This window comes from Xanthomonas sp. NCPPB 2864 (genome assembly GCF_056675615.1).
The window spans coordinates 19,192-35,595 of record NZ_JBWWVS010000005.1; the positions used below are offsets into that span (position 1 = coordinate 19,192).

The following is a 16,404-nucleotide window of genomic DNA, read 5'->3' on the forward strand; positions in this document are numbered from 1 at the left end:
AGACGACTGAAGACTGGTTGTCGCGGCGCCGCGACGCGGCCCGCGTGATCACGGCGGAGCCGGCACGGACGCCTGCCCCTCCCTCTATCTGACGGTTTGCCCGCCGATCACCTGCCCGACTTCACGTGCGCTTCAGCGTGCGATCTGGCTCACAGATATAGGCGCGTGGTCTAGCGCCAGCCAATGAAAAATTCACAGCCTGGTATGCCGTGCCGGAATACAAATGGAAGAGCCCGCTTAACCAGTGGATTCCGGCCCGCGCAGACCGGGGTACAAACGCCGCGCGGTGGTGCGCAGCGCCTGCAGAATGCGCTCGGCGCCGGGCGGCAGGATGTAATCGCGCCGCCGGATGATGCCGAACGACTCCATGCGGACGCCCAGCTCGATCGGCAGCACGGTCAGCAGCTTGGCCTGGATCAGCGGCGCCACCGACTCCACCGGCAAGGCGGTCAGCATGTCGGTGCCACGCAACAGCGTGGAGGTCACCGGCAGCGACGAGGTCTCGATCGCGTTGGTCGGTGTCTGCACGCCGTGCTCCATGAACATCGAATCCAGCCGCGCGCGCAGCACGCTGTCGGCCGGCGGCAGGATCCAGCCATGCCGCACCAGATCCGCATGCTGCAGGCCGGTCCGACTGGCCAGCGGGTGGCCGGCACGCGCGATCACCGAATGCGGCTCGTCGGCCAGCGGCTCGAACTCCAGCTCGCCCACGCCTTCGGGCCCCAGGATGCGGCCGATCACGATGTCCAACTGGCCGTCCAGCAACTTGGCCACCAGCGGGCGGCTGTAATCCATTTCCACCCGCACTAGGATGTCGGGGAACTCGCGCTTGACCTCGGCGATCGCCTGCGGCACCAGGTTGGTGCCCGGATTGACCACGGTGCCGATCGAGGCCTGGCCCATCCTCCCGGCGCGCAGCGCGGCGATTTCCTCCTGCGCCCGGCCGATCTCCGACATCGCCGCACGCGCACGCCGGATCAGCACATGGCCGTACCAGGTGGGCTCCACCCCGCGGGCATGCCGCTCGAACAGTTTCACCCCCAGCATGTCTTCCATTTCCGCCAGCAGCTTGGAAGCGGCCGGTTGGGTCATGCTGGCAGCCTCGGCCGCGCGCAGCACCGAGCGTTGTTCGTGCAGATGCAGCAGCAGCAGGAGCTGGCGCGTCTTGAGGCGGGCAGCGTTGAACCAGGGAGTGCCGGAATTTGCCATGGGGTATCGCCACGCAGCTGTATTCGTAGGAGGAATAGAATATGCCGAAAATTTCATTTGCAGCACATATCTCCCCGCGCGAGGCTATCGAACGCCGCAGCAGGAGCCCCTACCTCCCGGGCGCGGCCAGAACAGACGTGACCCATCTTCCACAGGATGGCAACACGCACGCCATGATTGCGGAGGTGGACGACGATGACGGCAACTTGCCGGCCAATTGCAGGCCGTTGGAGTGCGCACGCAAGTGCCGCAGCCACCTCGTCGCGGCTGCCTGCCGCCCTCCGCGCGCTGCTATGCAGCGCTGCAACTTCCCCCGACGCTGGCGCCCATCCGGACGCCGACGGCCGCTTTCCGCTCTATCGCGAGTAACACGATGACCTCAGACACCACCGCCAGCCTGTTCGCCCTGCCGCTGATCGCCATCCTGCGTGGCATCACGCCGGAAGAAACGCTCGACCATGTCGGTGCACTGATCGACGCCGGCTTCGACGCGATCGAGATCCCGCTCAATTCGCCGCGCTGGGCCGAGAGCATCGCCCTGGCCCAGCAGACCTACGGCGAGCGCGCCTGGATCGGCGCCGGCACCGTGCTGCGCAACGACGATGTCGACACCCTGGCCGAGATCGGTGCGCGCTTCATCGTCACCCCGAATACGCGCCCCTCGCTGATCCGCCATGCGGTGTCGCGCGGGCTCACCGTGGTCGCCGGTTTCGCCACCGCCAGCGAGGCGTTCGACGCCATCGATGCCGGCGCCACGATCCTGAAGCTGTTCCCGGCAGCCACCTATGGCGCCGCGCATGTGCGCGCGCTGCGCTCGGTGCTGCCCAAGCACATTCCGGTCTACGTGGTCGGCGGCGTCAGCCCGCAGACCCTGGCCGGCTTCGTTGCCCAGGGCGCCGCCGGCGCCGGCATCGGTGGCGAACTGTACAAACCCGCGCAATCGCTCGAAACGACCCAGACGCATGCACGCGCCTTCGTGCAGGCCTACCAGGAACTGCAAGGATGAAGATCACCCGCCTCACCACCTACCATGCCGCACCGCGCTGGCTGTTCCTCAAGGTCGAAACCGACGAGGGCATCACCGGCTGGGGAGAGCCGGTCATCGAAGGCCGCGCGCGCTCGGTGGAAGCCGCCGTGCACGAACTGGCCGGCTACGTCGTCGGCAAGGATCCGGCGCGCATCAACGACCTGTGGCAGACCATGTACCGCGCCGGTTTCTACCGTGGCGGCGCCATCCTGATGAGCGCCATCGCCGGTATCGACCAGGCCTTGTGGGACATCAAGGGCAAGGCCCTGGGCGTGCCGGTGTACGAGCTGCTGGGCGGGCTGGTGCGCGATCGCATGAAGACCTACCGCTGGGTCGGCGGCGACCGCCCGGGCGCGATCATCCAGCAGATCACCGACTACCGTGCGCTGGGCTTTGACACCTTCAAGTTCAACGGCACCGAGGAAATGAAGCTGATCGACAGCGCGCGCGCCGTCGATGCCGCCGTGGTCAAGGTCGCCGAAATCCGCGAAGCCTTCGGCAACAGCATCGACTTCGGCATCGACTTCCACGGCCGCGTCGGCGCGCCGATGGCCAAGGCGCTGCTGCGCGAGCTGGAGCCATTCAAGCCGCTGTTCGTCGAGGAACCGGTGCTGGCCGAGCAGGCCGAGTACTACCCGCGCCTGGCCGCGAGCACCTCGATTCCGCTGGCGGCCGGCGAGCGCATGTTCTCGCGCTTCGAATTCAAGAACGTGCTGTGCGCCGGCGGTATCGGCATGGTGCAGCCGGACCTGTCGCATGCCGGCGGCATCACCGAGTGCGTCAAGATCGCCGCGATGGCCGAAGCCTACGATGTCGGCTTCGCCCCGCACTGCCCGCTCGGGCCGATCGCGCTGGCCGCCTGCCTGCACGTGGACTTCGTTTCGCACAACGCGGTGCTGCAGGAACAGAGCATCGGCATCCACTACAACGAAGGCGCCGACCTGCTCGATTACGTCATCAATAAAGACGATTTTCAGTGTGTCGATGGCAGTATCGCCGCGCTGCCCAAACCCGGGCTCGGTGTGGAGATCGACGAAGACATGCTCAAGCGCGCAAACGAAAATCCGCCGGACTGGCGCAACCCGGTCTGGCGTCACAGCGATGGCAGCATCGCCGAATGGTGAGCACGCCCGAACACACCGCCGTGCTGGCGGTCGACAGCCGCTGCACGCATGGCGAAGGCGTGCTGTGGTGCGAGCAACGTGAAGCGCTGTACTGGGTGGACATCAGCGAGAAGCGGCTGTGGCGGCATCATCCGCACAGCGCACACACGCAGTACTGGACGCTGCCGGACCGCCCCGGTTGCCTCGGCCTGATGGACGACGGCCGCGTGATGATCGCGCTGGCCAAGTCGGTCTGCATCGCCGACCCCGACAACGCCGACGCCGACACGCTGCCGCTCGAGCACCTGGCCGATATCGAAGCCGACAACCCCCACACGCGCAGCAACGACGGCCGCGCCGACCGCAACGGCAACCTCGTGTTCGGCACCATGGACGAGCACGACCACAAGGCCGCACGCGGCGCGATGTACCAGTTTTCGCTGCGCCACGGCCTGCGTGCGTTGCCGCTGCCGGGCGTGTCGATCCCCAACTCGATCTGCTTCAGCCCCGACGGCCGCACGCTGTATTACTGCGACTCGCTGCGCCCGCAGATCCTGTGCTGCGATTACGACGCCGACACTGCGCAGACCAGCAACGTGCGCGTGTTCACCACGCTGGATCGCGACGATGCCGAGCCGGACGGCTCCATCATCGACAGCGAAGGCTATCTGTGGAATGCGCAATGGCGCGCCTGGCGCGTGGTGCGTTACCGCCCCGACGGCAGCATCGAGCGCATCGTGCAGTTGCCGGTCAAACACCCCACCTGCAGCGCCCTCGGCGGCGCCGCGCTGGACCGCCTGCACGTGATCAGCTCGCGCCTGGACCATAGCGCCGAAGAACTGGCGCGCACGCCGGAAGCCGGCGGCCTGTACGTCTGCGACGTGCCGATCAAGGGCCTGCCCGAGAGCCGGGTGACCAGCGCATGATCGCCATCGACTGGGGCACCAGCAGCCTGCGTGGCTACCTGCTCGCTGCCGACGGCACGGTGCTGGAGCAACGCCGCGGCAGCGACGGCATCCTGGCCTGCCAGGGCCGCTTCGCCGACGTGCTGAGCACGCTGATCGACGGCTGGGATGGCCCGCTACTGCTGTCGGGCATGATCGGCAGCCGCAATGGCTGGGTCGAGCAGGCCTATCTGCCCTGCCCGGCCGATACCGCCGCCCTGGCGCAGGCGATGCGCAGCTACACCGACCTGCTGCCCGGGCGCACGCTGTGGTTCGTCCCCGGCGTAAGCACCGGCGAGCAGCACGGCGTGCCCGATGTCATGCGTGGCGAGGAAACCCAGCTGGTCGGCCTGATCGCCGCACTCGGCGATGGCGAACACGTCGCCTGCCTGCCCGGCACCCACAGCAAATGGGCGCAGATCGCGTACGGCCAGCTGACCGGTTTCGCCACCGTCATGACCGGCGAGCTGTATGCGGTGCTGCGCCAGCACAGCATCCTGGGCAAGTTGATGCAGGACGACCCTGCGGACCTGGACACCGATGCCTTCGCGCAAGGCGTCGACCGCAGCGCCGCGCCCGGTGGCCTCAGCCATCACCTGTTCGGCGCCCGCACGCTGGGCCTGTTCGACCGCCTCGCCGCCACCGCACTGCCGTCCTACCTCTCGGGCCTGCTGATCGGCCACGAACTGCGCGAGCAGCGCGGCAGTCACGCCACCGTGCACCTGGTCGGCAGCCCCGGCCTGGCGCAGCGCTACGCGCTGGCGCTGGCGCAGCTGGGCGTGCGGACGCAGCTGCATCGGGAAGATCTGGCTGCGACGGGATTGTTCGCGCTAGCCAGGCAGCGCGGCTTGGCCTGACCGGAGACGGTCAGGACCGCGCCGAGCGGCCAGGGCTGGAGGCCGACAAATCCCGGCCAACCCCACACCGGCCACCGGACTGCTTTAGAATTGACAGGCTAAACGCCGGATTCCGCCATGCCTTTTGTTGTCACCGAAAACTGCATCAAGTGCAAATACACCGACTGTGTCGAGGTCTGTCCGGTGGATTGCTTCCATGTCGGCCCGAATTTCCTGGTCATCGACCCGGATGAGTGCATCGACTGCACGCTGTGCGAGCCGGAATGCCCGGCCAATGCGATCTACCCGGAAGACGACGTCCCGGCAGGCCAGGAAGGCTTCGTCGCGCTCAACGCCGAGCTGGCCAAGGCCTGGCCGGTGCTGACCGTGCGCCAGGAACCGCTGCCCGATGCCGCCGAGTGGGACGGCAAGCCGAACAAGCTGCCACTGCTGCAACGCTGAAACGGCGCCTGGCAGCATCCAGCTGGCGACAACGCAGCGACAGAGCGATACCACGCACCAGAACGCAAAACGGGCGCCCGAAGCGCCCGTTCTGCTGTCTGCAGTTGCTGCAGCGGCCTCAGCCGCCCAGCTTGCCCTTCAACGCTGTGATGACCGCCACCGGCGCTGCCGCAGTGGCCGGCATGCCGCGCGGATCCACCGCCGACACATAGCTGCCGGCTTCGACCTTCACCACGCGCACCAGGAAGCTGGAGCCTTCGTAGCTGACGTCGTAGGAACCGAGCATCTGCGCCTTGCTGGCGATGGTCAGGCCGGGAATGTCGGCCAGCGCCGCGCCAACCTTGGCGAACACCTCGTCGCGCTCGCCCGGCACGGTGAAACCGCTGTTGGCGCTGGCGGACGGTGGCGCCGAAGTGTTCTGCTGCGCGCTCGATGCCAGCGTCGGCACCTTCATCGCACCGGAGGTGTCGGGCAGGTTCAGATCCGGCGGCACTTCCAGCGGACGGGCTTCCGGGGCCAGCGCGTAGTCACCGCGTGCGCCCTTGTGGAACCAGCTGCAACCGCTCGTGGCGGCGACGGTGGCGGTCGCCAGCAACGCGAGCGAGAGCACGCGGACGGGGGAAACGGAATGACGCATCGATAAATCTCCTGGGTCAGGCCGCGAGCATTTCGCGGCTGGAAAGCGCTTCCAACGCAACAGCGTCGGCGGCAAGGCGGTCGGCGGCAGGCTGGTGCGCCGCAGAAAGGGGCAGTAACGGCAGGCGCAGGCCGTGCCCGATCCCGGCGCGCTGCAGCAGCGCCTTGACCGGGATGGGATTGGATTCGATCCCGCAGAAACTGTGGTACTCGCTCAGGCGTGCGTCCCACGTGGTGGCCGCCTCGCGCTGGCCATCGCGGGCCAGATCGCACAGCCGCCGGTACGCCGACGGCAACGCGTTGGACGCGACCGAAATCAGCCCGTCGGCACCGGACAGCATCGCCTGCGCGGCGCTGCCATCGTCACCGCTGAGCACCACGAAGGACTCGCTGCGCAGCGCCACCAGCGCGGCGACGCGCTCCGGCTCGCTGCGTGCTTCCTTGATGCCGACGATATTCGGATGGCCGGCCAGCGCGGCAACCGTCTCCGGCAACAGGTCGCATCCGGTGCGGCCGGGCACGTTGTACAGCACCACCGGCAGCCCGCCGTTGTCGGCAACCGCCTGGAAATGTGCCTGCAGCCCGGCCTGGGTCGGACGCACGTACGGCGGCGTCACCACCAGCGCGTACTGCGCACCCAGCGCCGCAGCGCGGCGCGTCTGCGCGATGGTCTTGGCGGTGCCCGACAGGCCGGTACCGGCCAGCACCGGCACACGGCCGGCCACCTGCGCGACGGCGGCACGCAACAAGGTGTCGTACTCCTCGTCGCTCAATGCCGCGGCCTCGCCGGTGGAACCGGCGACGACGATTCCCTGCACGCCGCCGTGCAGTTGCTGTTCCAGCAACCGCCGCCAGGCATCCAGGTCGAGTGCGCCGTCCGGACCGAAAGGGGTCGCCAGCGCGGTGATGATGCCGGAAAGGGACAAGATTCTGCTGCTCTTACGTGACAGGAAAGGCCCGCGCGCACGCGGGTTGTGGCCGCCTGCATGTTACTTGCGGCGCGAAACCACGGGCAAGTATGCTGGTCACCGCCAGGGCGCCTGCCCGGGCGGCCATTCAGCCTGATGCAATGCCGGAAGCCCCTTTGACCGACTCGACTCCCCGGCCTTCGCCGACCGAAAACCACCTCCTGATCAACGCCTATACGACGCATCCGGAGTCCCCCCTGTTGCCCGTCACCCGCCGCATCGCCGACAGCGGCTGCAATCTCGTAGACGCCCGCCTGGCCACGGTGGGGCGCGATGTCTCGGTCACCGCCCTGGCCACCGGCTCCTGGGATTCGGTCGCCAAGCTCGAAGCGATGCTGACCCGGCTCGAGCGCGAGGAAGGCCTGAAGCTGGTGTGGTACCGCACCGGCCCCAAGCAGACCCAGTCCAACCTGCTGCCCTACATCGTCGAAGTCATCGCCGCCGACAAGCCGGGCATCCTGTTCCAGCTGGCCGATTTCTTCGACCGCCAGGGCATCACCATCGAGAATCTGCAGAGCACGCGCTACCGCGCCATGCAGACCGGCGCGGAGATGTTCTCGGCGCAGGTGACCATCGGCGTGCCGGCCAACATGCACATCGCCGCGTTGCGCGATGATTTCCTGGAATTCTGTGATCACCTCAATCTCGACGCGATCATGGACCCGATGAAGTTCTGAGGCAGACGTTCCGATGGCCATTGCCCTTTCCGCCCTGAAACAGATGTTCGAGCACATCCGCTCCGAGACCGACTGGAATCTCGACGGGCCGTTGCGCTGGGAATATTTCTTCGCCGACCCGGCGCAGCAACCGCTGCAACACCTCGCCGAGCAACTGACCCGGGACGGCTATCGGGTCATCGACATCTTCCTCGGCGAACGCGACGAAGACGATGGCGACGACGAAGAGTCGTACTTCCTGCACGTGGACAAGCTGGAGCAGCACACCATCGAGTCGCTGAATCAGCGCAATGCGCAGTTCGATGCGCTTGCCAAACGTTTCCACGTGGCTGCTTATGATGGGATGGACGTCGGCCCGGCTTGACCGCGCCGCACGCCCCTCCACTTAGGGCTGAGCAACGATGACCGACGCTGTATTCGAACTACCCGCTGCAAGCTTCGACCTGCCACTGTCGCTGTCCGGCGGCACCCAGACCACGCTGCGTGGCTACGCCGGCAAGTGGGTGGTGCTGTACTTCTACCCGAAGGACAGCACGCCCGGCTGCACCACCGAAGGCCTGGATTTCAACGCGCTGCTGCCGCAGTTCACCCAGGCCGGCGCGGTCGTGCTGGGCGTTTCGCGCGACTCGGTGAAGTCGCACGACAATTTCTGCGCCAAGCAGGGATTTACCTTCCCGCTGGTCAGCGATGGCGACGAGGCCCTGTGCCGCGCCTTCGACGTGATCAAGGAAAAGAACATGTACGGCAAGCAGGTGCTCGGCATCGAGCGCAGCACCTTCCTGCTGTCGCCCGAAGGGGTGGTGGTGCAGGCCTGGCGCAAGGTCAAGGTCGCCGGCCACGCCGACGCCGTGCTGGCCGCGTTGAAGGCGCACGCCAGACAGTGACGCCCCCTGGTTTCCCGTGTCCTCCATCACCCTGCCCTGCAGGCGTGATGGCTCGCCCCTGCTCCATCACTTGGAAGACCCAATGACCCGAGGCAAGCGCATCTACGTGCTGGACACCAACGTGCTGATGCACGATCCCACCGCGCTGTTCAAATTCGAGGAACACGACGTGTTCCTGCCGATGCAGGTGATCGAGGAACTCGACAACGCCAAGAAGGGCACGTCCGAAGTCAGCCGCAATGCGCGCCAGGTCAGCCGCTTCCTGGACGAACTGCTAGAGAACACGAATGCCGAGCAGATCCAGGCCGGCATCCTGCTCAGCCATCCGCAGGGTATCCAGCTCAAGGGCCAGGCGGCGATCGGCCGGCTGTATTTCCAGATCCACCCGATCGACCCGGGCCGCACCTTCGGCGCGATGATCCCGGACAACAAGATCCTGGCCTCGGTGCTGGCGCTGTGCGAAGAGCATCCGGATGTGCCAGTCATCCTGGTGTCCAAGGACATCAACCTGCGCATCAAGGCCTACATCAGCGGCCTGAACGCGGAGGACTACCAGAACGATCGCGCGCTGGACGATTTCAGCCTGCTGTTCACCGGCGCCATCGAGCTGCCGGACAACTTCTGGGAAAAGCACAATCAGGACCTGCGCAGCTGGAACGAGCGTGGCCGCACCCATTACGAGATCGTGCTGGCCGAGGACGAAGACTGGTATCCGAACCAGTACCTGTACCTGCCGGGCGAGGACGAAGTGGAGCTGCGCGTGGCCAAGGTCGGCGGCGGCAAGGCCACGCTTTGCCTGGTCGACGATTTCCGCAGCGGCCAGCATGCGGTCTGGGGCATCGTGGCGCGCAACCGCGAGCAGAACTTCGCGCTCAATGCCTTGATGGACCCGGAAATCGACTTCGTCACCCTGCTCGGCACCGCAGGCACCGGCAAGACCCTGCTCGCCCTGGCCGCCGGCCTGGCGCAGACGATGGATCAGCAGCGTTACCGCGAAATCATCATGACCCGCGCCACCGTCAGCGTCGGCGAAGACATCGGCTTCCTGCCCGGCACCGAGGAAGAAAAGATGACGCCGTGGATGGGCGCACTGACCGACAACCTGGAAGTGCTCACCCACAACCAGGACGGCGGTGCCTGGGGGCGTGCGGCCACCAACGACCTGCTCGCCAGCCGCATCAAGATCCGCTCGATGAACTTCATGCGCGGGCGCACCTTCCTGTCGCGCTACCTGATCCTGGACGAGGCGCAGAACCTCACGCCCAAGCAGATGAAGACGCTGATCACCCGTGCCGGCCCCGGCACCAAGATCGTGTGCCTGGGCAACGTCGAACAGATCGACACGCCCTACCTCACCGAAACCACCTCCGGCCTGACCTATGCGGTGGATCGCTTCAAGGCCTGGCCGCACAGCGCGCATATCACGCTGCGGCGCGGCGAGCGTTCGCGCCTGGCCGATTTCGCCTCGGAGGTGCTGTGATGCGCAGGCTGCGCGGCGCGGCGGCGCTCGCCGTGATGGCACTGGCCGGCTGCGCGACCACGCCGCCGCCAGCGAGCGTACCGACCAACCTCAAGAACGGGCAGTCCTGGGTCATCACCCGCCAGGGCATCGCCGAGCAGGTGCTGGACACCTGCTCGCGCGACAGCCCGGCGCGGCATCCGGGCCAGATCACCGGCTACTGGACACCAAGCCAGCAGCAGATCGAACAGCTCGAGTCCCGGCAGGATGCCTTGACGCCGACCATCCCCGAGCCGCGCGATTTCGATCGTCAGTATGTGGGCGTGGTGGTCCAGGGCCAGCAGCTGATCTACATCAACGCCTTCAAACTCCCGAACGATCCGCCGGTGAAACCGGCCAAGGAAGCGATCCGGGTGTGCGATGGCGGTAGCGCCTTCTGGGGTGCGCTGTACGATCCGCAAACCGGCGCGTTCTCGCAGATCGCCGTCAACGGTACGCCCTGACCCGCGATGGGAATCCTGCTGCCGCGCTGGGTCTGGATCGGCGCGGTGGCGCTATCGGGCGTGGCCGGCATGGTCAACGTGGTCGGCTACCTGGGCTCCGAGCATCAGGTGGTGAGCCACCTCACCGGCACCACCAGCCTGCTCGGCGTGGCCCTGGTGCAGAACAGCGCACCGGAGATCGGCTTTCTCTGGGGCATCCTGATCGCCTTCTGCGCAGGCGCCATGCTCAGCGGCCTGATCATCCAGGACGATGTCCTGCGGCTGGGACAGCGCTACGGTGCGGCGCTGCTGCTCGAAGCGCTACTGTTGCTGGCCGCAATCCCGCTGTTCAAGCTGCACCATGTCGGCGGCGCGCTGGTCGCCGCAGGCGCCTGCGGCCTGCAGAACGCCATGGCCACCACCCTCAGCGGCGCAGCGGTTCGCACCACCCATCTGAGCGGCATGTTCACCGACCTGGGCATCGGCCTGGGACATCTGCTGCGCGGGCGCCCGCTGCAGGTGCGCCGGCTCACGCTGAGCGGGCTGATCATCGGCGGCTTTCTCGGCGGCAGCATGCTCGGCACCTGGCTGTTCCAGCGCTGGCACTACGACGCGCTCTACCTGCCGGCGGGCCTGACCGGAGTGACCGGTGCCGGCTACGTTGGCTACCTGCAGTGGCGTCGCTGGCGCACGCGCTGATCCGCACATCCGCCAGACAGCAGTGCAGAATCCACCCATGACCACGTCCAGCACGCTGTCCGCCCTGACCATCGCCGGCTCCGATTCCGGCGGTGGTGCCGGCATCCAGGCCGACCTCAAGACCTTTGCCGCGCACCGCGTGCACGGCTTGTCGGCGATCGCCGCATTGACCGCGCAGAACACCCGCGCCGTCACTGCCGTGCATATCCCCCCGGTCGCGTTTCTGCGGGCGCAGGTCGATGCCTGCTTTGCGGACTTCGAAATTCAGGCAGTCAAACTCGGCATGCTCGCCAACGCCGAGGTCATCCATTGCGTGGCCGATCTGCTCGAAACCCATCGCCCACCGTTCGTGGTGCTCGACCCGGTGATGGTGTCCACCAGTGGCGCCCGCCTGCTCGAAGACGCCGCGCTGGAGGCCCTGCGCGCGCGTCTACTGCCGCTGGCCACGCTGATCACACCGAATACGCCCGAAGCCGAGCTGCTGACCGGCCGCCGCATCGACGATGCCGACGCCGCCGAGCATGCCACCGCCGCCCTGCTCGAACTCGGCGCCAACGCGGTGCTGCTCAAGGGCGGTCACCTGCACGAGGGCGCGCGGGTGATCGACCGTTTCGATGACGGTGTCACCCAGGACGTGTTCATGCATCCGCGCCTGCAGGTCGATGCGCATGGCACCGGCTGCAGCCTGTCGGCGGCCATTGCCGCGCAGCTGTGCCAGGGCCTTTCCCTGCTCAACGCCTGCGAAGCGGCCATCGACTACATCGCGCGCGCCATCCGCCTTGGCCACAGCCCCGGTCACAGCGAGGTGCTGGTGCTGGACCATTTCGGCGCCGCGCCCAGCCCATGAGCGTGCAGGCCAGCACGCTCGCCGTGACCGCAGCGGATGGACATGCCTGGCAGGTGCTGCGCCACGCACCGGCGCGGCCGATCGCCAGCCTGCTGTGGCTGCCGGCACTGGGCGTTGCCGCCCGGCACTACCAGCCGTTCGCGCACGCCTTGGCGAGCGCCGGCATTGCGGTGTATCTGCACGAGTGGCGCGGCAACGGCAGCAGCACCCTGCGCCCCTCGCGCGAGCACGACTGGGGCTATCGCACGCTGCTTGCCGACGATATCCCCGCCAGCCGCGCGCTGCTCGACCTGCATGACCCGCAACTGCCGTGCGTGCTGGGCGGTCATAGCCTGGGCGGCCAACTGGCTTGCTGCCATGCCGCGCTGCAGCCGGCACGGATTGCGCAGCTGTGGCTGGTCGCCAGCGGCTCGCCGTACTGGCGCAATTTCCCGGTGCCGATGCGCTACGGCCTGCCGCTGATCTTCCGGCTGCTGCCATGGCTGGCACGCACGCAAGGCGTGCTGCACGGGCGAAGGCTCGGTTTCGGCGGCACCGAGGCGCGCAGCCTGATCGCCGATTGGGCGCAGGTCGGTCGCAGCAATCGCTATCGTGCGGCAGGCACATCGTGGGATCTCGAGCAGGCGTTGGGCCAACTCGATCTGCCGATCAGCGCAGTGACCTTCGCACGCGACCGCTTCGGCCCGCCCGGCGCCTTGCAGGCCTTGCTGCAGAAAATGCCGCACGCACGTGCCGAACGTGTTGCCTTGGACGATGCGCAACTAGGCGCGCGCAGCGATCACTTCGCATGGATGAAGACGCCCGCCGCCGTGGCCGCCGCGCTGCGCCGGTGTCTTGGCGATGAGGGTGGCGACAATCGAATGTCACAAAGGGATTGACGAGGACTCCGGGCATCCGCATAATTCCGCTCCTGACGACGCGCCCGTAGCTCAGTTGGATAGAGTACCTGGCTACGAACCAGGCGGTCGGGAGTTCGAATCTCTCCGGGCGCACCATCTTCAGAACAATAAGAGACAGCCTTCAACCGCTGTCTTTTTAGTTACAAGGATTCGATCGCACTGCGACGGATCTGCAAGTTGGAAATGCAAGTCAAAACAAGATAATGCGCCCGTAGCTCAGTTGGATAGAGTACCTGGCTACGAACCAGGCGGTCGGGAGTTCGAATCTCTCCGGGCGCACCAATCTTGAAGAAAACGACCAGCTTGCTGGTCTTTTTTTTGCCTGTCGTTCGAGCGCATGGCGTGGCTGCGCTGTTACCACGCAGCAAACGCGACGCAGCAACTGCCAAAGACCAGCACACCCGCCGCAGGACATCGCGTCACTGCGGTCAGGCCATTGCGCCCAGCACATCATCGGTACGGGCAACCACCGCCACCGGCAGCAGCGAGGTCACCGGATGCCCGGCGTCGCGCCATGCATCCAGCCCACCCAGCAACGGCCGCACGTCGCCATATCCGCGCTCGCGCATCCGGCCGGCCAACCACGCCGCCGACACCTCGTCCGGACACGCGCAATAAATCACCACGCTGCGATCGCGCGGCACGCTGGCCAGGATCTGCGCAAGCTGACGCTCGTCGGCAAACACCGCGCCGGGAATCGTGTACGGCTGCAGATCGCGATAGCCCGGCGCACGGATATCCAATACCGTCGGCCGTAGCGCTTCGTCGCCATCCAGCAACGGCACTAGCTCGTCCACCGCAATACGCGCGTGCTCCAGCGAGCGCAGCAAGGCATGCCGCCGCCACCAACGCCAGCCGACGTAGCAGGCCAGCAACACGGCCAGCACCACCACCGCACCGGAGCCCAGATCGGACAGCAACGCGAGCACGTCCTGGACCTGATGCGCGAACAGCGCGCCCAGGCTCAGCCCGACGAACGCCCACAGCGACGCACCCAGGGCGTCGTAGCGCAGGAATGCCGCCGGGCGCACCCGCATCGCACCGGCCATCGGCACCGAGACCATCGACAGACCGGGCACGAACTTGGCCACCGCCAATACCCGCACACCCCAGCGCGAGAAGAACCGCTCGGTCTTCTTCATGCAGGTATCGCGCGACAGCGACAGCCGGCACAGCGACTGCAGGGTGCGGTTGCCGAAACGGCGGCCGGCCAGATACCAGGCCAGGTCACCGAGCAGACTCGCCAGCACCGACACTGCCAACGCCAGCAATCCGGCCAGCCAGGCGTCGCTGCCGCCCTGCAGCGCGTAGCCGGCACCAACCAGCACCAGGGTCGGCAGCGCCGGCACCGGCAGGCCCAGCGACAACGCCAGCACGTTGGCAAAGACCAGCGCCAATCCGTACTGTTCGATCAAGCCTTGCATGCGGCGACCCTGCGCGACGGCGAGGACCCATTATCCGCCCTTCCTCACACGCACGGCTGCCCGGCGGCGACGGAACGATACGTTTCGGCAAGCGACTGCAACCAGCCATCGAACACTCCATCACGGCGCAATGCGCGCCGCCACCAGCCCAATGCCTCGCCCTCCTCGCCCGGCCGCCAGGCCAGGTAGAAGGTTTCGTCGGGTTTACGGGTCTCCACCTGCAGCGCGCACAGCCGGCCGTCCTGCAGCGCGCCGCGCGCATACGGCTCGGGCAGAAAACCGTAGCCGGCACCGGCCAGCTGCAACTGCAGCTTGGCCTGCATGTCCGGCACGGTGAGCACATCGCGCGCGGAGAGCAGGCCCACCGTGCGTGGCAGCAGACGCCGCGCCGAATCCGCCACTGCGATCGCACGGTGTTCGGCCAGCTCGGCCGCGCCCAGCAGGCCGGCGCCCGCCAGCGGATGCGTGGAGGCCACCGCGAACACGAAGCCCAGCGTGCCGATCGTCTCGGCGACATAGCCGCCACCGCTCGGCCCCTCGCCCGCCGCCACGATCAGGTCCACGCGCCGATCCAGCAGCGCCTCCCAGCTGCCGGACAAGGATTCGCTCACCACGCGCAGGCGGGTGCTGTCGGCCACCGTGTAGAAGTCCAGGATCTGCGCCTGCAGCAAGGCCACCGGCAGGATCGCATCCAGCCCGATCGCAAAGTCCGACTCCCAGCCCGACGCCACCCGCCGCACCCGCACCTCCAGCTCCTGCGCGGCCCGCAGCAGCTGCCGCCCTTCGCGCAGCAGTTCGCGCCCGGCCTGGGTCGGTGTCGCCTTCGGCCCGACCCGCTCGAACAGCTGCACGCCCAGATCGTCCTCCAGCTTGGAGACCGTGTAGGAAATCGTCGACGGCACCTTGAACAACACCTTGGCCGCGGCCGCGAACGAGCCGCGGCGGTCGATCGCATCCAGAATCTGCAGTGCTTCCAGGCTGATCTTCATTGTTCGATTTTTTCGATGGTAGCGACCAAATCTACTCGCTTTTTGGCGCCGGCGCGGAGGTAGAGACTAGCCACCAAGCCGCCGGGACACCGACTCATTCCCTGGCGACACCAACCCTTTCAAGGAGAAGCAGCATGTTGAATGTCCGCAAGAGCGAAACCCGTGGCCGCGCCGAACATGGCTGGCTGTCCTCGCGCCATACCTTCTCCTTCGCCAGTTACCACGACCCGCGCCACATGGGCATCGGCCCGCTGCGGGTGATCAACGAAGACAAGGTGACTCCGGGCGAAGGCTTCGGCACCCATGCCCACCGCGACATGGAGATCATTTCCTACGTGCTGGGTGGCGCACTGGAGCACAAGGACAGCATGGGCACCGGCTCGGTCCTGCACTACGGCGATGTGCAGCGCATGAGCGCCGGCAGCGGCGTCACCCACAGCGAGTTCAATCACTCCGCCAGCGAACCGGTGCACTTCCTGCAGATCTGGGTGATGCCCGAGCGCAGCGGCATCGAGCCCAGCTACGAGGAGAAGCATTTCGATGCCGACAGCAAGCGCAACCAGCTGCGCCTGATCGCCTCGCCCGGCGGTGAGCACGGCTCGCTGCGCCTGCACCAGGACGCGCGCCTGTATGCCTCGATCCTCGATGGCGAGGTGCGTCTGCAGCAGCCACTGGCCGAGGGCCGCATCGGCTACGTCCAGGTGGCGCGCGGCAGCCTGAGCGTCAATGGCCAGGCGCTGTCGGCCGGTGATGCGTTGCAGATCACCGACGAGCCGGAGATCGTGCTGGCCGATGCACGCGATGCGGAAGTGCTGGTGTTCGATCTGCCGAGGTAAGCGCCACCAGCTCAGCGCACGGC

At 67.0% G+C, this 16,404-nt stretch carries 19 protein-coding genes and 2 tRNA genes; 16 read left to right on the top strand and 5 right to left on the bottom strand.

The window, feature by feature from the left end:
- Window positions 1–237: 237 nt before the first annotated feature.
- On the bottom strand, window positions 238–1,209 hold the full coding sequence (locus AC1KVE_RS12470) for a LysR family transcriptional regulator (protein ID WP_024939782.1): 972 nt from the start codon (window positions 1,207–1,209) through the stop codon (window positions 238–240).
- A 373-nt stretch (window positions 1,210–1,582) separates the two neighbouring features.
- On the opposite strand from AC1KVE_RS12470, the gene AC1KVE_RS12475 reads away from it, so the two are divergent.
- The 5 genes from AC1KVE_RS12475 to fdxA all read left to right on the top strand — a co-directional run bounded on the left by AC1KVE_RS12475 (window position 1,583) and on the right by fdxA (window position 5,581).
- Window positions 1,583–2,215 (top strand): 2-dehydro-3-deoxy-6-phosphogalactonate aldolase, encoded by a 633-nt coding sequence (locus AC1KVE_RS12475; RefSeq protein WP_024939783.1) that lies wholly within the window; start codon window positions 1,583–1,585, stop codon window positions 2,213–2,215.
- A complete protein-coding gene (gene dgoD, locus AC1KVE_RS12480; RefSeq protein ID WP_024939784.1) occupies window positions 2,212–3,360 on the top strand; it encodes a galactonate dehydratase in 1,149 nt (382 codons plus the stop codon). Before AC1KVE_RS12475 ends, dgoD begins: the two co-directional genes overlap by 4 nt.
- The gene (locus tag AC1KVE_RS12485; RefSeq protein WP_184455736.1) at window positions 3,354–4,265 is read left to right on the top strand and encodes an SMP-30/gluconolactonase/LRE family protein; all 912 of its coding nucleotides are present in this window, start codon (window positions 3,354–3,356) and stop codon (window positions 4,263–4,265) included. Before dgoD ends, AC1KVE_RS12485 begins: the two co-directional genes overlap by 7 nt.
- Window positions 4,262–5,140 carry a 2-dehydro-3-deoxygalactonokinase gene (locus tag AC1KVE_RS12490; protein WP_481092314.1) on the top strand — a complete coding sequence of 293 codons (879 nt, stop codon included), beginning with the start codon at window positions 4,262–4,264 and terminating at the stop codon, window positions 5,138–5,140. The genes AC1KVE_RS12485 and AC1KVE_RS12490 overlap by 4 nt, the downstream gene beginning before the upstream one ends.
- A 117-nt stretch (window positions 5,141–5,257) precedes the next feature.
- Entirely contained in the window at window positions 5,258–5,581 is a 324-nt protein-coding gene (gene fdxA / locus AC1KVE_RS12495) for a ferredoxin FdxA (protein WP_006453280.1), read from the top strand.
- Window positions 5,582–5,699: 118 nt separating this feature from the next.
- Here the strand turns inward: fdxA and AC1KVE_RS12500 are convergent, their stop codons facing one another.
- Together AC1KVE_RS12500 and dapA are read right to left on the bottom strand one after the other, a co-directional pair.
- A complete protein-coding gene (locus AC1KVE_RS12500) occupies window positions 5,700–6,218 on the bottom strand; it encodes a hypothetical protein (RefSeq protein ID WP_024939787.1) in 519 nt (172 codons plus the stop codon).
- A gap of 16 nt (window positions 6,219–6,234) precedes the next feature.
- Entirely contained in the window at window positions 6,235–7,143 is a 909-nt protein-coding gene (dapA, locus tag AC1KVE_RS12505) for a 4-hydroxy-tetrahydrodipicolinate synthase (protein WP_184455734.1), read from the bottom strand.
- 92 nt (window positions 7,144–7,235) lie between these two features.
- Between dapA and AC1KVE_RS12510 the strand changes: the two genes are divergently transcribed.
- From AC1KVE_RS12510 to AC1KVE_RS12555, 10 genes are all read left to right on the top strand, one after another.
- Window positions 7,236–7,862: a glycine cleavage system transcriptional repressor gene (locus AC1KVE_RS12510; protein ID WP_002813792.1), complete on the top strand. Its 627-nt coding sequence runs from the start codon at window positions 7,236–7,238 to the stop codon at window positions 7,860–7,862.
- 13 nt (window positions 7,863–7,875) lie between these two features.
- Window positions 7,876–8,226, top strand: coding sequence for a ribonuclease E inhibitor RraB (locus tag AC1KVE_RS12515; protein WP_039515997.1), 351 nt, complete (start codon window positions 7,876–7,878; stop codon window positions 8,224–8,226).
- A 37-nt stretch (window positions 8,227–8,263) separates the two neighbouring features.
- On the top strand, window positions 8,264–8,746 hold the full coding sequence (locus tag AC1KVE_RS12520) for a peroxiredoxin (protein ID WP_039520813.1): 483 nt from the start codon (window positions 8,264–8,266) through the stop codon (window positions 8,744–8,746).
- A gap of 82 nt (window positions 8,747–8,828) precedes the next feature.
- Complete coding sequence (locus tag AC1KVE_RS12525) at window positions 8,829–10,226, top strand: PhoH family protein (RefSeq protein ID WP_016904785.1); 1,398 nt, start codon at window positions 8,829–8,831, stop codon at window positions 10,224–10,226.
- Window positions 10,226–10,708: a hypothetical protein gene (locus tag AC1KVE_RS12530; RefSeq protein ID WP_184380182.1), complete on the top strand. Its 483-nt coding sequence runs from the start codon at window positions 10,226–10,228 to the stop codon at window positions 10,706–10,708. The genes AC1KVE_RS12525 and AC1KVE_RS12530 overlap by 1 nt, the downstream gene beginning before the upstream one ends.
- A 6-nt stretch (window positions 10,709–10,714) precedes the next feature.
- Entirely contained in the window at window positions 10,715–11,386 is a 672-nt protein-coding gene (locus AC1KVE_RS12535) for a YoaK family protein (protein ID WP_029219603.1), read from the top strand.
- A 37-nt stretch (window positions 11,387–11,423) separates the two neighbouring features.
- Window positions 11,424–12,233 carry a bifunctional hydroxymethylpyrimidine kinase/phosphomethylpyrimidine kinase gene (gene thiD / locus AC1KVE_RS12540; protein ID WP_440584182.1) on the top strand — a complete coding sequence of 270 codons (810 nt, stop codon included), beginning with the start codon at window positions 11,424–11,426 and terminating at the stop codon, window positions 12,231–12,233.
- A complete protein-coding gene (locus AC1KVE_RS12545) occupies window positions 12,230–13,111 on the top strand; it encodes an alpha/beta hydrolase family protein (protein WP_481092313.1) in 882 nt (293 codons plus the stop codon). Before thiD ends, AC1KVE_RS12545 begins: the two co-directional genes overlap by 4 nt.
- A gap of 40 nt (window positions 13,112–13,151) precedes the next feature.
- Window positions 13,152–13,228 (top strand) — tRNA-Arg (locus AC1KVE_RS12550).
- Window positions 13,229–13,337: 109 nt separating this feature from the next.
- A tRNA-Arg gene (locus AC1KVE_RS12555) sits at window positions 13,338–13,414 on the top strand.
- Between the two features lie 146 nt (window positions 13,415–13,560).
- Here the strand turns inward: AC1KVE_RS12555 and AC1KVE_RS12560 are convergent.
- Both AC1KVE_RS12560 and AC1KVE_RS12565 read right to left on the bottom strand, forming a co-directional pair.
- Complete coding sequence (locus AC1KVE_RS12560; protein WP_184455727.1) at window positions 13,561–14,556, bottom strand: DedA family protein/thiosulfate sulfurtransferase GlpE; 996 nt, start codon at window positions 14,554–14,556, stop codon at window positions 13,561–13,563.
- A 44-nt stretch (window positions 14,557–14,600) separates the two neighbouring features.
- Window positions 14,601–15,545 carry a LysR family transcriptional regulator gene (locus AC1KVE_RS12565; RefSeq protein ID WP_349782172.1) on the bottom strand — a complete coding sequence of 315 codons (945 nt, stop codon included), beginning with the start codon at window positions 15,543–15,545 and terminating at the stop codon, window positions 14,601–14,603.
- Between the two features lie 134 nt (window positions 15,546–15,679).
- Here AC1KVE_RS12565 and AC1KVE_RS12570 point away from each other — a divergent pair, with 134 nt between their 5' ends.
- Window positions 15,680–16,381 (top strand): pirin family protein, encoded by a 702-nt coding sequence (locus AC1KVE_RS12570; protein WP_046342365.1) that lies wholly within the window; start codon window positions 15,680–15,682, stop codon window positions 16,379–16,381.
- Window positions 16,382–16,404: the final 23 nt, after the last annotated feature.